14 protein-coding genes are annotated in these 13,855 nt (G+C 36.3%); 7 read left to right on the top strand and 7 right to left on the bottom strand.

Annotated elements, in window-relative coordinates; genetic code table 11:
* Positions 1–82: 82 nt before the first annotated feature.
* From rpmE to ACZ5EP_RS00840, 4 genes are all read left to right on the top strand, one after another.
* Positions 83–283, top strand: coding sequence for a 50S ribosomal protein L31 (gene rpmE, locus ACZ5EP_RS00855; protein ID WP_127681197.1), 201 nt, complete (start codon positions 83–85; stop codon positions 281–283).
* A complete protein-coding gene (rsmI, locus tag ACZ5EP_RS00850) occupies positions 284–1,072 on the top strand; it encodes a 16S rRNA (cytidine(1402)-2'-O)-methyltransferase (protein ID WP_464509045.1) in 789 nt (262 codons plus the stop codon).
* A 171-nt stretch (positions 1,073–1,243) separates the two neighbouring features.
* Positions 1,244–2,455, top strand: a complete 1,212-nt coding sequence (gene trpB, locus ACZ5EP_RS00845) for a tryptophan synthase subunit beta (RefSeq protein WP_464509044.1) — start codon at positions 1,244–1,246, stop codon at positions 2,453–2,455.
* A gap of 73 nt (positions 2,456–2,528) precedes the next feature.
* A complete protein-coding gene (locus ACZ5EP_RS00840; RefSeq protein ID WP_464509043.1) occupies positions 2,529–2,846 on the top strand; it encodes a hypothetical protein in 318 nt (105 codons plus the stop codon).
* Between the two features lie 60 nt (positions 2,847–2,906).
* On the opposite strand, the gene ACZ5EP_RS00835 is transcribed toward ACZ5EP_RS00840, so the two are convergent.
* From ACZ5EP_RS00835 to ACZ5EP_RS00825, 3 genes are read right to left on the bottom strand one after another with little or no spacing between them, the layout of a single operon-like run.
* Positions 2,907–3,464 carry a rhomboid family intramembrane serine protease gene (locus tag ACZ5EP_RS00835; RefSeq protein WP_464509041.1) on the bottom strand — a complete coding sequence of 186 codons (558 nt, stop codon included), beginning with the start codon at positions 3,462–3,464 and terminating at the stop codon, positions 2,907–2,909.
* 21 nt (positions 3,465–3,485) lie between these two features.
* On the bottom strand, positions 3,486–5,267 hold the full coding sequence (lepA, locus tag ACZ5EP_RS00830; RefSeq protein WP_464509040.1) for a translation elongation factor 4: 1,782 nt from the start codon (positions 5,265–5,267) through the stop codon (positions 3,486–3,488).
* A gap of 29 nt (positions 5,268–5,296) precedes the next feature.
* Positions 5,297–5,869: a hypothetical protein gene (locus tag ACZ5EP_RS00825; RefSeq protein ID WP_464509038.1), complete on the bottom strand. Its 573-nt coding sequence runs from the start codon at positions 5,867–5,869 to the stop codon at positions 5,297–5,299.
* A 64-nt stretch (positions 5,870–5,933) separates the two neighbouring features.
* Between ACZ5EP_RS00825 and ACZ5EP_RS00820 the strand changes: the two genes are divergently transcribed.
* Entirely contained in the window at positions 5,934–6,242 is a 309-nt protein-coding gene (locus tag ACZ5EP_RS00820) for an iron-sulfur cluster assembly protein (RefSeq protein ID WP_127681209.1), read from the top strand.
* Between the two features lie 30 nt (positions 6,243–6,272).
* Positions 6,273–9,671, top strand: coding sequence for a DNA polymerase III subunit alpha (gene dnaE / locus ACZ5EP_RS00815; RefSeq protein ID WP_464509036.1), 3,399 nt, complete (start codon positions 6,273–6,275; stop codon positions 9,669–9,671).
* On the opposite strand, the gene ACZ5EP_RS00810 is transcribed toward dnaE, so the two are convergent.
* The 4 genes from ACZ5EP_RS00810 to ACZ5EP_RS00795 all read right to left on the bottom strand — a co-directional run bounded on the left by ACZ5EP_RS00810 (position 9,666) and on the right by ACZ5EP_RS00795 (position 13,315).
* Positions 9,666–10,604 (bottom strand): DUF3137 domain-containing protein, encoded by a 939-nt coding sequence (locus ACZ5EP_RS00810; RefSeq protein WP_464509035.1) that lies wholly within the window; start codon positions 10,602–10,604, stop codon positions 9,666–9,668. The genes dnaE and ACZ5EP_RS00810 overlap by 6 nt on opposite strands.
* On the bottom strand, positions 10,601–11,155 hold the full coding sequence (locus ACZ5EP_RS00805) for a LemA family protein (RefSeq protein ID WP_464509034.1): 555 nt from the start codon (positions 11,153–11,155) through the stop codon (positions 10,601–10,603). The genes ACZ5EP_RS00810 and ACZ5EP_RS00805 overlap by 4 nt, the downstream gene beginning before the upstream one ends.
* A 2-nt stretch (positions 11,156–11,157) precedes the next feature.
* Positions 11,158–12,816: an EAL domain-containing protein gene (locus tag ACZ5EP_RS00800; protein ID WP_464509033.1), complete on the bottom strand. Its 1,659-nt coding sequence runs from the start codon at positions 12,814–12,816 to the stop codon at positions 11,158–11,160.
* 67 nt (positions 12,817–12,883) lie between these two features.
* On the bottom strand, positions 12,884–13,315 hold the full coding sequence (locus tag ACZ5EP_RS00795) for a DNA polymerase III subunit alpha (protein WP_127681219.1): 432 nt from the start codon (positions 13,313–13,315) through the stop codon (positions 12,884–12,886).
* Positions 13,316–13,411: 96 nt separating this feature from the next.
* On the opposite strand from ACZ5EP_RS00795, the gene ACZ5EP_RS00790 reads away from it, so the two are divergent.
* Positions 13,412–13,666: an RNA recognition motif domain-containing protein gene (locus ACZ5EP_RS00790; protein WP_015902068.1), complete on the top strand. Its 255-nt coding sequence runs from the start codon at positions 13,412–13,414 to the stop codon at positions 13,664–13,666.
* Positions 13,667–13,855 lie beyond the last annotated feature (189 nt).

The following is a 13,855-nucleotide window of genomic DNA, read 5'->3' as shown; positions in this document are numbered from 1 at the left end:
GCTTAATTTAAGGATACTTTAAGATTAAATATGTAGAATTTCGAACTAATTTTGAATAAACAATAATAAAAAAGGATAATGAATGAAAAAAGGTATCCATCCTGAATACGTAAAATGCCAAGTTACATGCACATGCGGTCATCAGTTTGAAATTTTATCAACTAAAGAAACTTTAAGAGTTGAAGTTTGTGATAAATGCCATCCGTTCTATACAGGTCAGGAAAGAAATATTGACAGAGGCGGAAAAGTAGATAAATTTAAGAAAAAATACGGTCTTGCATAATTGCTTAGCCTAGTTCCTACTCCAATAGGAAATCTTAAAGACATATCCCAAAGAGCCCTTGAGGCTCTTAAAACTGCCCAGATAATCTTCTGCGAAGACACAAGAGTTACAAAAAAGCTTTTAAATCTTTTAGAAATCCCTCTTAACAAAGAATTTATATCAATGCATTCGCATAATGAAAAAGAAGCGCTTTCAAAATTAAACCCAGAACTTTTAAAAACAAAAGAATGCGTTTACGTAAGTGACGCCGGAATGCCCGGTATCAGTGATCCCGGAAGCAAATTAATTCAATACTGCCAGAAAAACGGCATACCATATACGGTAATACCGGGAGCCAACGCGGCGCTTACAGCATATGTAGCCAGCGGATTTGAGGGTGAATTCTGTTTTTGGATGTTTCTGCCGCATAAAGGAAAAGAGCGTTTAGACAAACTGAACGAAATAATAAATTCCGGCAAAATAGCCGTGCTTTATGAATCCCCTCACAGAATTGAAAAACTGATAAAAGAATTAAAAGAGCTTATCCCTCAAAGAGAAGTATTTCTGGCAAAAGAAATGACTAAAGTTCATGAAACGTATATAAAAGCAAAAGCAAAAGATTTAAACCTTCCGAACACAAAAGGAGAATGGGTAGTAGTAATCGATAAAGGCGAAAGCAAAAAAGATTTGACCCTTACTTATGACGATATTTTAAATCTTTCACTCCCTCCTAAAGAAAAATCAAAACTTCTGGCAAAAATATCCGATAAATCCGCCAAAGAAATTTATAAAGAACTTCAAAACGGTTAATTATTCTATATTTTTAGCTTTAAAATAAGCATTTCCAAAACTCAATTTAAACTATTTATTTTATTTTTAAAATAAATCCATTGTTTTCAAAGTCTAGTGACAGACACTGATAAAATACAACTTAAACAGACTATTATGCTAAAATACTTTAAATGAGACAAAGGAGAAAAAATGAAAAAATCACATTTGCAAAAATTTCCTGACAGTGAAGGATTTTTCGGAAGATTCGGAGGAGCATATATTCCCGATGTGTTGCAAGAAGAGTTTGAAAGAATTACAAAAGCGTATATGAAACTCAGACGCTCACACGATTTTTTAAGTGAACTTAGAAGAATCAGAAAACATTACCAGGGACGCCCTACTCCCGTATATCATGCCAAAAGACTCTCAGAAGCGCTTGGAGGAGCACAGATTTATCTTAAAAGAGAAGATCTGAACCATATGGGAGCACACAAACTAAACCACTGCATGGCAGAAGCGCTGCTGGCCAAATATATGGGCAAAAAGAAACTGATAGCAGAAACCGGTGCAGGACAGCACGGCGTTGCGCTTGCTACGGCGGCGGCTTATTTCGGAATGGAATGTGAAATTCACATGGGTGAAGTGGATATAGAAAAAGAACATCCGAATGTCGTAAGAATGAAAATATTAGGAGCCGAGGTAATTCCCGCCACACACGGGCTTAAAACGCTCAAAGAAGCGGTTGACAGCGCGTTTGAAAGCTATGTAAAACAGATAGACACGGCTCTTTACGCAATCGGAAGCGTTGTGGGGCCTCATCCTTTTCCTATGATGGTAAGGGATTTTCAAAGTGTTGTGGGATTTGAGGCAAAAGAACAGTTTACGGAAATGGTCGGTTTCCTGCCGGATAACGTTGTGGCATGTGTAGGGGGCGGAAGCAACGCCATGGGAATTTTCAGCGGATTTATAGACGACGAAGTCGAACTGTATGCGGTAGAGCCTCTTGGCAAAGGAACTAAACTCGGTGAACACGCAGCAACCCTTATGTACGGTGATGAAGGGGTAATACACGGATTTAACACCATTATGCTAAAAGATGAAAACGGAGAGCCGGCTCCCGTTCATTCAATTGCCAGCGGACTTGATTATCCTGGTGTTGGACCAGAACAGGCGTATCTGAAAGAAACCGGCAGACTAAATATAGCGGCAATCACCGATGATGAGACAATAGACGCGTTTTATGCTCTCAGTCAGTATGAGGGAATAATTCCGGCACTTGAAAGCGCTCATGCGGTTGCATTTGCTATGAAACTGGCAAAAGAAAAACCAAATGACACAATTCTTGTTAATTTATCCGGAAGAGGAGACAAAGACATAGATTACGTGGTTGAAAATTACGGAGTCAGGGAAATTAAATTATAATAAAAGTTTTTTTAATTTTGTTTTAATACAGGAACATTTTTTGCTTGTCATAAAGATGCCTAAAGGAGGTACTATGCAAGTAAATTCAACACAGCAATCACAATATATGCATCAAATGAGAATGCATAACGGTCAAGGACAAGGTCAAGGTCCTAAAGGTAACGGCATGGGTCAAATTATGCAGAGTCTGCCTCAGGATCAAAGAAAAGAAGTTTCCGATCTTTTACAAAGTATGCCGGAAGACGAAAGAAAAGACGCGGTAAGTCAAATTAAAAACCTTGATACTGAAAACCTGTCTCAGGATGAGCTTTATCAGTCATTAATGGATATTTTAAATCCTGCCACGTCTGACGGTGTAATTACCGAAACTTCAATAGACACTTATGCTTAAACCTCAGGCTTTTGCCTGTGGTTTGATTTTTCTATTTATTCAACTGCTTTAGTTATATTTTCAATCCGTATCGTTTTTACTGGATATTACAAACCCCCGATTAAACAATATATATACCAGCCCCACTATAAAACCTGCTATTGCCCCGCCTAAATGCCCGAACCACGCAATATTCATATTAAACATAAATACGGCTCCGTTGTATATAACCGCAAAAATAATAAAATCTTTAAACTCTTTTGTAATTAACGAATAAAAAGCATACAACCCGAATATAGCCCCCGAAGCGCCTATTACGTAAACATTCCAGTGGTTTTGAAGATAATAGTAATTAGCCAGATCGGCACCTAACATAGAAACAAGATAAACTATAAAAAACCAAAACGTATTGGTAACTTTTTCCGTTGCGAACCCTACTTCCAAAAGTGCCAGCATATTCATTGCTATATGCCCCCATCCCCCGTGAATAAAAGCGTTAGTAATCCATACGACGGGATCATCCCTGTTTTGTGCAGTCATACCGTAATGAACCATATAATCGGCCGCATAAGGGCCGTTATGTATATTGATATACCAAAATACGGCAGCATTGATTAAAAAAATTAAAAGAGTCCCCATTTTCATCCTTAAAAATATAGATTAATCTATCTTCAGTACGCTTAAAAACGCCTCCTGAGGAATATTAACCTTTCCTATCGCTTTCATTCTTTTTTTACCTTTTTTCTGTTTTTCAAGAAGTTTTCTTTTTCTACTTATATCTCCCCCGTAACATTTGGCGGTTACATCTTTTCTTAGAGCTTTTACCGTTTCACGGGCGATAATTTTATTGCCTATACTTGCCTGGATTGCAACTTCGAAAAGCTGTCTCGGGATCAGCTCTTTCATAACCTTGATAAGCTCGCGCCCCCTTCTTTCGGCTTTGTCTTTAGGAACAATTACGCTTAAAGCGTCCACAGGCTCTCCGGCAACCCTGATATCCATTTTTACAAGGTCTCCTTCCCTGTAGCCTATAGGTTCGTAATCGAAACTTGCGTATCCTTTGGTAAGCGTTTTAAGTTTATCGTAAAAATCCGTAACTATTTCATTCAGAGGTATTTCATATTCAAGCAGCACCCTCTCAGGAGAGAGATAGTCCATTTTTACCTGAACTCCTCTTTTTTCATTAAGAAACGTTATTAAATTCCCCACAAATTCACTAGGTGTAAGAATTGTGGCTTTTACGTAAGGTTCGTAAATTTTATCTATTTTATTCGGAGCCGGAAGCTCGCTCGGGTTGCTTATTTCCAGTTCGCTGCCGTCTGTAAGTTTAACTTTATAAGTAACGCTCGGAGCCGTTGCGATAAGTTCTATTCCAAACTCTCTTTCAAGTCTCTCTTTTACAACCTCCATATGAAGCATACCTAAAAATCCTACCCTGAAACCGAATCCCAAAGCCTGTGAAGTTTCAGGTTCGAACGTAATGGAAGCGTCGTTTAACTGAAGTTTTTCAAGAGCGTCTCTTAAATCGTCGTATTTATCGGTATCGATTGGATAAATACCTGCAAATACGAAACTTTTTGCCTCTTCAAACTCGTCCGCAGGTTCCTCTGCCGGATTCTTGGCATCTGTTATGGTATCGCCTACCCTGATATCGGCCACGTTTTTAAGCCCCATTACGACAACGCCTATTTCACCCGTTTTAATCTCGTCTGTTTTCAGTTTTTTAACGGGATGCGGATAATAGAGATCCAAAACTTTATGTTTTTTACCCGTTCCCATTACTAAAACTTCCTGGCCTTTTTTAATAGATCCGTCAAACATTCTGACTAAACATACAGCTCCTAAATAATTATCAAACCAGCTGTCGTATATAAGTGCTTTGGCAGGAGCTTCCGGGTCACCGTTCGGAGCCGGCACCCTTTCTACGATAGCGTCAAGAAGCTCTTCTATTCCTATTCCCGTTTTGGCGCTGACGAGTATTGCGTCGCTTGCGTCTATTCCTATAGTCTGTTCGATTTCTTCCGCAACTCTCTCAGGCTCTGCGCTTGGAAGGTCGATTTTGTTAATTACAGGAATAATCTCGAGATCATTCTCAACGGCCATATAGACATTCGCCAGCGTCTGCGCCTCGACTCCCTGCGTAGCGTCCACCACCAAAAGAGCACCTTCACTGGATTTAAGAGATTTGCTGACTTCATAAGAAAAGTCAACATGCCCCGGCGTGTCGATAAGGTTTAGGATATGCCCTTTATATTCTAGCCTTACGCTTTGGGCTTTAATGGTAATACCTCTTTCTTTTTCTATATCCATACTGTCAAGCAGCTGGTCTTCTTTTTCCCTTTCGCTCACACCGCCCGTAAACTCTATAAGTCTGTCGGCAAGCGTACTTTTGCCGTGGTCGATATGGGCTATGATAGAAAAGTTCCTGATTTTGTCCTGCATTCAAAGCCTTTTTTTAATGAAATTATACTTTATTTATATAATTTTGCGTTATGTTTAAGATTTTTGTTGATTATTTCAAGCTTTTTGATTGTATTTTGATCAAAACCTAGTTTTGAAAGGTCATTGATATATTTTTCACTCAAAAATACAAAAGATTTTTCAATCTCTCCTATAGGCTTAACGTTATGTGAAGACTTTAATTTTGGAATAAGAGTAAAAGCATGCTGATAAAGTTCAAAAAAACCAATAGAATTGACACTTTTTAGAATTTTTTTTCTCAAATTACTGCTTAAATCCAGATACAGATATCCGTTTTTTGCATCAAGTTCTTTGAGTATTTGAGATTTTTCCAGAACATTAAGATATTCTTTTAAAAGGGAAACTGAATAAACTTTTGCACGTCCGCTTTCAAAAAGTTCTGAAAAATTAGCAAATCTTTCATCCGCAACCGTTTTTCTTAATAAATTTATTAAAGCCTTGGTTTCCTGTTTTGCGCAAACATACCTGTAATATTTGACTGCTTCGTTTTTATTAAGCATAAAGTCTAAATCTGAAGCAAAAAGAGACAGCGTAACCGCAATAAGAAGAAAAAATTTTGACATATAATTTCCTTTTTGATAATTATATAATATTCATTATGATAAAATTCGAAAAAAAAGGATTAAAATGGACTTTTTTAAAATAATCCAGACAATTGAAAACGTTCAGCATCCCGCAATCGCTACAAGCCTGGTAAATCTGGGTATTTTACAGGATATCGACATCGACGGTAATAAAGTAACAGCTACGTTTGCATGGCCTTTTGCAAACATTCCTATAAAAGAGCAGCTTATAAATTCCGTTAAGCAGCCTCTTAATCAGATGGGACTGGATTTTGAATACAGCGAAAGAATTATGGACGAAAGCGAAAAAGAAAAATTCCTTGAACTTGAAAAAAAATACTGGAAAGGCGGTCCTGCTGCCTGCGGCGCATAATATGCTAAAATTTCATTAAAAAGGACTGTCTTGACACCTTTCCATATCCACAGCGATTATTCGCTTCTTCATTCCACCGTTAAAATAAAAGATCTCGTTAAAAAAGCCAAAGAATACGGCTATAAAGCGCTTGCCATAACGGAACTCGACAATATGTTCAGCGCCATTGATTTCTATGAAACATGCAGGGCCAGTGAAATAAAACCTATAATCGGAAGCGATGTCAGCATTGTAAGAGACGGAAAAATATCAAGACTGATTCTAATAGCCAAAAACAAAACCGGATACGACAATCTTATGTATTTAAGCTCCATCTCATATCTTTACAACATGCACGGAGATAAACCGTATCTGCCGTATGAAGAGATTGTGAAAAACAAAGAAGGCCTTTGTTTTATCCTTCCGATGCTTGATTCCGAAATCGGGTTTCATTTAAATGTTTTTAACGAACAAAACGTATTAAATGGCGCCGAAGGAATAGAAAAGGCAAAAAAAATCCTTGAAGAATATAAAAAAGATTTAAATGAAATTTACCTTGAAATAACCAGGGACAGCGAAGAAGAAAGACTGATTGAAAACGATTTGATCACCCTTTCAAAAGAAACGGACACACCTCTTCTTGCGTCATCAAACATATTTTTCCTTAACAAAATGGATTATATTTACAAAGACGCCCTTGAGTGTATAGAAAACAACAAAAGGTTTGACGATCTGCACAGACGCCCGGTGGTAAAAGAAAATTATTTCAGAAGCGTTGAAGAGTTTGAAAATATTTTTTCGGATCTTCCCGAAGCAGTTGAAAACACAGATAAACTTGCGGAGTCCATAAACCTTGAAATACCTCTTGGTAACCCGACACCCCCTACTTTTAAATTTACAAAAGAGTATGCGGCGGCGGAAGGGCTTGATATCGATAACGATGTGGAATATTTCGAATACAAATGTAAAGAAGGGCTTGAAGAAAGACTGAAACACATCCCGGAAAATCAGCATGAAGAATACAGAAAAAGACTCGATTACGAAATAGACATTATCAAAAGAATGAAATTCCCTGGATACATGCTCATAGTGTGGGATTTTGTAAGAGAAGCCAAAAAAAGAAAAATCCCCGTAGGTCCCGGAAGGGGAAGTGCGGCCGGTGCGCTAGTGGCGTATTCTTTACAGATTACTAATATCGACCCGTTAAGATACGGGCTTCTTTTTGAGAGATTTTTGAATCCTGAGAGGGTGAGCATGCCCGATATCGATATGGACTTCTGTCAGGAAAGACGGGGGGAAATTATCGAATACGTCCGTGAAAAATACGGAAAGGTAAACGTTGCACAGGTTATTACATTCGGTTCCCTGCTTGCTAAGGGTGTATTAAGGGATGTGGCGAGAATATTTGAAATAGACTATTCCGAAGCCGACAGGTTTGTAAAGCTTATACCTGACCAGCTGGGAATAACGCTTCAAAAAGCAAAAGAACTCGAGCCCAAAATAGTTGAAATCACGGAAGAAGACCCTCTGTACAACCGTCTATATTCATTCGGAGAGCATTTAGAAGGCCTTAAAAGAAACACCGGAATGCATGCCGCTGGTGTGGTTATAAGCGACGAGGAGCTGTGGAAAAAATCGCCTCTTTACAAACAGGATGAACACGACGATACGATTGTTACGCAGTATTCGCTAAATTATCTCGAACCTGTTGATTTAATTAAATTCGACTTTTTGGGTCTTAAAACGCTGACGGTAATAGACAGGGCCGTAAAAAACGTTAAAAACAACAAAAACGAAGATATAAATATAGATTTGCTTACGTTAGACGATCCGAAAGTGTTTGAACTCATACAGTCAGGCCATACGCTGGGACTGTTCCAGATAGAATCAGACGGTATGCAGGATCTAGCCAAAAGATTAAAACCTACTAATTTCGAAGACATAATCGCTATGCTGGCCCTCTACCGTCCGGGACCGATGGACAGCGGAATGCTTGACGATTACATAGACAGAAAACACGGAAGAAAACCTATAAGCTACTTTTTTGACGAATTTGAAGAAGCCCTCAAACCGATACTCGAACCGACATACGGAGTTATCGTTTATCAGGAACAGGTAATGCAGATAGTTCAGGCGATAGGCGGATTCAGTCTCGGTGAATCAGATATTATCAGAAGGGCGATGGGTAAAAAGAAATTCGATTTAATGAAAAAATACGCCGAAGAATTCGCCCAGAGGGCTCAAAAAAGAGGCTTTTCTTATGATAACGCCAAATCGCTTTTCGAATTAATCGAAAAATTCGCAGGCTACGGATTTAATAAATCGCACTCAGCCGCATATGCAATGATTACATATCAGACCGCATACCTCAAAACATATTATCCGACTGAATTTTTATCCGCACTTCTTACTTTCGAAGCTGAAAACACTGATAAAATAGCCAAATACATTGAAGAAGCTAAAGTTCTGGGAATCGAAGTCCTGCCTCCGAACGTCAATAAATCAAATGCCGAATTTACACCTATTGACGACAAAATTCTCTTCGGACTCAGCGCCATTAAAGGAGTCGGAAGCAAAGCAATTGAGAGCATTGTCGCCAACAGACCTTATGAAAGCATCGAAGATTTTATTCTTAAAGTCGATACGAGCAAAGTTAATAAAAAAGTACTCGAACAGCTGATAAAAGCCGGGGCAATGGATGATTTCGGTTTAAGCAGAAAAGCAATGCTCAGCCGTGTTGAAGAAATGCTTGAATTCAAAAAACGTATAGAAGAAAAGAAAAACGCAATCAACCACGAATTTTCACTTTTTGCAGATATGGAGGAAAATGAAGAAATCGACGAACATCTGGACATTCCGAATACCGTTGAATTCGACATTAAAACGCTTCTTGAATATGAATATCAGACACTCGGATTTTACGTATCAGCCCATCCGTTAGATCCGTATAAAGACAAAATGCAGGGTATAAACTACAACCTATCAAGCGAAATAGAAGAGATAATTTCCCAGGAAGCGCTGTTTGTAGGAAAAATAGACGCAATGAAAGTGAGAATTTCCAAAAAAGGAAACAAATTTGCAATTGCAACCCTTATGGATTTTCACGGCAAGCTTGATGTAATGATATTTGAGAGGGATCTGGAAAAACTAAACGAATTCAACCTCGACGAACCAATTGCCATAAAAGCACAGGTGGACAAAGTCGGAGAATTTTTAAGAATTACATGCCGTAAACTTATGAGTCTGGAAGAAGCCAAAGAGGAAAAAGGCGCCGTTAAAGATGAAATTACCGTAATTCAAAGACAAATAGGCGAAAACTATGAAGAAGATTTGCTGAAAATCCACTCCGAACTGACCAAAAATCCGGGAAATAAAAGAGCGGTTTTACTTTTAACCACGCCATTCGGATTCAGCTTAAGGATTAATACGAATATAAGGACATCTTTATAAATTTTTCCAAATTTTTCTTTCCAGTGAAAGCATTTCAACAAGCTTCGCAATATAATAAAAGCTTTTAAGCATATTCTCCACATATCCGTAATCACTCAGCGATTTAAAAACGGGAGGTTCAAAATTATTATTTCCGCTTATTGCCACAAACATCATGTTGTGTCTAAATGAAAGATAAATTGGCCTGTTTACGGCTTTTTTAAATTTAAGAATTTTTTCCATAAGCGAAGTGCTCAGCACATACCTGGCTAAAATCTGATCGTTTGAATATACTTTAAATTCTTTTTCAAATTCCGGGCTGTCCATTTTGACAAATTCAAGACCGTTGGAATTAAACTTTTGAAAAGTATTTGCGACAGATCCCAAAAATCTTTCGCTGTAATCAGGATAAACAAGTACTATACCTTTAAAAGACTTGTTAAATTCACTCAAAAAAAACGTTCCTTTAAAAATCGTATGCCACTGTGTTCTTCCTTTGGAATCTGTCGTTTTATATTCAGTGTGTATATCGGAAAACTCAAATGCTACGTTTTTTAAGCTGCCTTTTACATAGTCTTCGCCTTCATATTTATCGTAAGGAATTAAAAAAAGTCCGCTTAAATCATATTTTACGCTGTTTATTTTATCTTCCGGAAAATATTTGAAATTATCACCGAACAAAGACACCAGGGAATAAACAACTTTTTCTTTAAATTCCCGCCTGTAATTTTTAATTATCAGATAATACAAAACGGCAAAAACACCGGCTTCAACCGCTACCAGCTGAATAATACCGACAAAATCCGGTTTAAGATAATAAATCAAAACAAACAAAACCGCCGTTAATACAAACAAAACAATTTTTAAATTTAAAACAATACTTTTTCTTTTTTTATCAAGTTCTTGAATATACGGATTTTTATAATATTCTTCTATTAAACCTGATAGTGTCATTTATTAAAAAGATCGCCTACGTTGATGTTTTTTCTTTCTTCATCACTTATTTCAAACACGCTCTTTCTTTTGTATCCCATTATTTTAGCTATAAAATTAGTCGGAATCATTTCTATTGCGTTGTTGTAATCAGTAACAGCCTGGTTGTAAGCCCTTCTTGCTGCGCTTATCTGTTCTTCTATTTCGGCTAATGTTATCTGCAGATTCATTACGTTTTCATTGGCTTTAAGTTCAGGATAATTTTCAACATTTATCAAAATTTTACCGAGCATTGAAGAAATCTTGTTTTCATAATTCATACGTTCGTTTTCATCCGTAGCGTTTATTGCTTTGCTTCTGAGTTCTGTTATTTTTTCCAATACCTCTTTTTCGTGTTTCATATACGCTTTTACGCTTTCTACCAGATTAGGAATCAGATCCCTTCTTTTTTTTAGCAGAGCGTCAATACTTCCGTATATATTTTCGACCTGGTTTTTCTTTGAAATTAAAGAGTTATACAGTAAAACAGCTGCGACTATTATAACCCCTACAACGATATATCCGATATTCATAATCATCCTTTTACAATTTCCGGAGAAGGTTTGCCAAAATAAAATCCCTGAAAATAATCAATACCCAGATTTTTTATGGCATCAAACACTTCTTTGCAGCATACGAATTCCGCAACCGTTTTTGCACCTATTTTACTAGCAAAATTTATTATCGTTTCAACAACTATTAAATTCTTTTTTTGTTTATATACTTCTTTAATCAAAGAGCCGTCTAATTTTATACAGTCAATGTTCAGTGAAAAAATATGTTTAAAATTTGAATAACCGCTGCCGAAATCATCAATTGCTACTGTTGCTCCTAACGCTTTTACTTTATCGATAAATTTTTTTACTATGTCATAATTTTCTATACCTTCGGTCTCCAAAATTTCAAAACCGATTTTTTCTCCCGTTCCCGTTTTTTTTATCGTATTTATAATATATTCCACCAATTCGGGATTATTGATATCATCAATCGATATATTTATATTAAAACTTTTATCTATACTCGCAAAACTGTTGCAGGCACATCTGACAACCTGTCTTGTAATCTGCGTATACAGTTTCGTGGTTTTTGCAATCGGCAAAAACTCTCCCGGCAAAACAATATTTCCTTTCTCGTCTCTCATTCTGACGAGTACTTCATATTTTACAATTTCTCCGTCTTTATTAAATATAGGCTGATAATAACAGAGTATTCCGTTATTTTGCAAAGCTTTATGAATCGCAACGGTCATTTCGAGATTTTTTTTATATTTTTCTTCTATTTTCAGAGACTCGTCGTATATCTGATAAGGGATTTTTTTTCTTTTGGCTTCCCTTACCGCTATATCTGCGTGAGTAAGAAGCTTGTGTTTATTGATTGCCGCACCTGCTCTGATATGTATATGAAACGGTTCGTTGTCTGCAAGAAATTCCATTTTTTCTATTTTATCTATTATTTTTTCTATAAATAATTTTAAATCTTTATAAGTAATACTGCTGTCAAATAGTATTGCGAATTCATCACCTCCGATTCTGTAAGGATGTGTGTTTTCATTTTTCAGCTCTTCAGCAAACTTAATTAAAAGCTTATCACCGATTGCCGAGCCAAAAAGATCGTTTATCTGTCCGAATTTATCAATATTAAAAATCACACATGAATGAAGACGGTCCATTTTATTCATATCTGCAATCATTTTCTGTCTGTTTGGAAGACCGGTAAGTTTATCGTAGTAAGCTATAGTGTATATTTCCTCTTCTTTGGCTTTAAGTTCGCTTAAATCTATAATTGCAGAAATTCTGATTTTTTTGCCGTTAATCAATATATCCCTGCCTCTGAGCATGGCGGGAAATTTAGTGCCGTCTTTTTTTACCATATAGGCCTCATAAGGAGACTGGTCTTTTATTTTAATTCTGTTTTTCACAAGTTCTTTTGAGTCGTCGGCGACAAATTCAAAAGCAAATTTGCCTATCATCTCCTCCGGCGTGTATCCAAAAATATAACTGGCTGACTTATTGGCTCTTATGCATTTTTTATTCTCGTCAAAGACTATAAGACCTTCTATTGTTGAATTTATAATCTGATCGAGAAAATTAATAATCTGCTCTTCGCTGTTAAATGAATTATTTAGATTATTAATAATTCCGGAATCTGACAATGATTGAAGCATTTCGCCGAGTTTATATTCAAAGTGTTCCATAAGCCGCTACTTTTTTAATTTTATATTAATATTATAACATAATAGAAAAAGAAAAAAAATTTAAATATTATTTAATTAATTCCTTGATATTATCATTGAAATTACATAAAAACTGAGGGAATTCTTCATCTACTTTACTCAAATCCACATAATTTCTGAAGAAAGTATCAACGTCAATTCCCGACTGCATTCCAAGAGAATACCCTTTAAACATTTCTTTTAATTTCGGAGAATCAATCAAATCGATCATACTCTCACAAAAAGCCGTGCCTTCTTCTATCATTCCCTCTTTCCAAAATCCAATTGCATTATCGACAAGCACTACCACCGCAAACAGTTCGTCTTCATCAAGTAAATTAAATTTTTCATTGTTGGTAAGTTTAATCTGATACAAATCAAATGCTTCGTTAAAAGCTTTTTGAAAATACTCCTGTGCTTTTTGTGTATCACCTTTGGTTAAAGCGTTTCTAAATTCATAATAATTGTTTTTGATATCCATAAGTTTCCTTTTTTTTAGAAATTTTAACATTTATTTGCTTTTTTTACATAATGGTGTTACAATGTCGATGCAAAATTCACAATTAGGAAAGATCACATGAAAACAATTTACGTAGGAAACATTAACTATCAAGCAACTGAAGACGATTTAAGACCGGTATTCGCAGAATATGGAGAAGTAATCTCAGTAAAAATTATAAATGATAGAGAAACAGGAAGAAGCAAAGGATTTGGATTCGTTGAAATGGAAAGCGGAGCTGATACAGCTATTGAAGAGCTAGACGGTAAAGACTTCCAAGGAAGAAGACTTAGAGTTAACGAAGCAAGACCAAGAGCTCCTAGAGGAGAATAATTTCTTCCTCTTTTTAATAATTCTTTTATTTAGTGTCTGTCACTTTCTTATGTAAACAGAAAACATTTTTATCATTTAACATCATAATATTATACATTGATACATTAACTCACCCGGGCAATTATTACCAAAAATTTATTTATTAAATTTTCACCTCAGTAAAAAGAATATAAGTGAATATTTTAGTGA

This window comes from Nautilia abyssi (assembly GCF_055388085.1).
The sequence above is the reverse complement of the archived record's forward strand: the minus strand, read 5'-3'. Positions and strand labels throughout refer to the sequence as shown.

What these genes read in the sequence shown, in the direction of transcription:
- ACZ5EP_RS00840 (WP_464509043.1), top strand. Translation starts at nt 2,529, where the DNA reads ATGCAAGTAAATTCAACACAGCAATCACAATATATGCATCAAATGAGA.
- ACZ5EP_RS00805 (WP_464509034.1), bottom strand. Translation starts at nt 11,155, where the DNA reads ATGAATATCGGATATATCGTTGTAGGGGTTATAATAGTCGCAGCTGTT.
- ACZ5EP_RS00800 (WP_464509033.1), bottom strand. Translation starts at nt 12,816, where the DNA reads ATGGAACACTTTGAATATAAACTCGGCGAAATGCTTCAATCATTGTCA.
- ACZ5EP_RS00795 (WP_127681219.1), bottom strand. Translation starts at nt 13,315, where the DNA reads ATGGATATCAAAAACAATTATTATGAATTTAGAAACGCTTTAACCAAA.
- ACZ5EP_RS00810 (WP_464509035.1), bottom strand. Translation starts at nt 10,604, where the DNA reads ATGACACTATCAGGTTTAATAGAAGAATATTATAAAAATCCGTATATT.
- ACZ5EP_RS00825 (WP_464509038.1), bottom strand. Translation starts at nt 5,869, where the DNA reads ATGTCAAAATTTTTTCTTCTTATTGCGGTTACGCTGTCTCTTTTTGCT.
- ACZ5EP_RS00790 (WP_015902068.1), top strand. Translation starts at nt 13,412, where the DNA reads ATGAAAACAATTTACGTAGGAAACATTAACTATCAAGCAACTGAAGAC.
- ACZ5EP_RS00820 (WP_127681209.1), top strand. Translation starts at nt 5,934, where the DNA reads ATGGACTTTTTTAAAATAATCCAGACAATTGAAAACGTTCAGCATCCC.
- trpB (WP_464509044.1), top strand. Translation starts at nt 1,244, where the DNA reads ATGAAAAAATCACATTTGCAAAAATTTCCTGACAGTGAAGGATTTTTC.
- lepA (WP_464509040.1), bottom strand. Translation starts at nt 5,267, where the DNA reads ATGCAGGACAAAATCAGGAACTTTTCTATCATAGCCCATATCGACCAC.
- ACZ5EP_RS00835 (WP_464509041.1), bottom strand. Translation starts at nt 3,464, where the DNA reads ATGGGGACTCTTTTAATTTTTTTAATCAATGCTGCCGTATTTTGGTAT.
- rpmE (WP_127681197.1), top strand. Translation starts at nt 83, where the DNA reads ATGAAAAAAGGTATCCATCCTGAATACGTAAAATGCCAAGTTACATGC.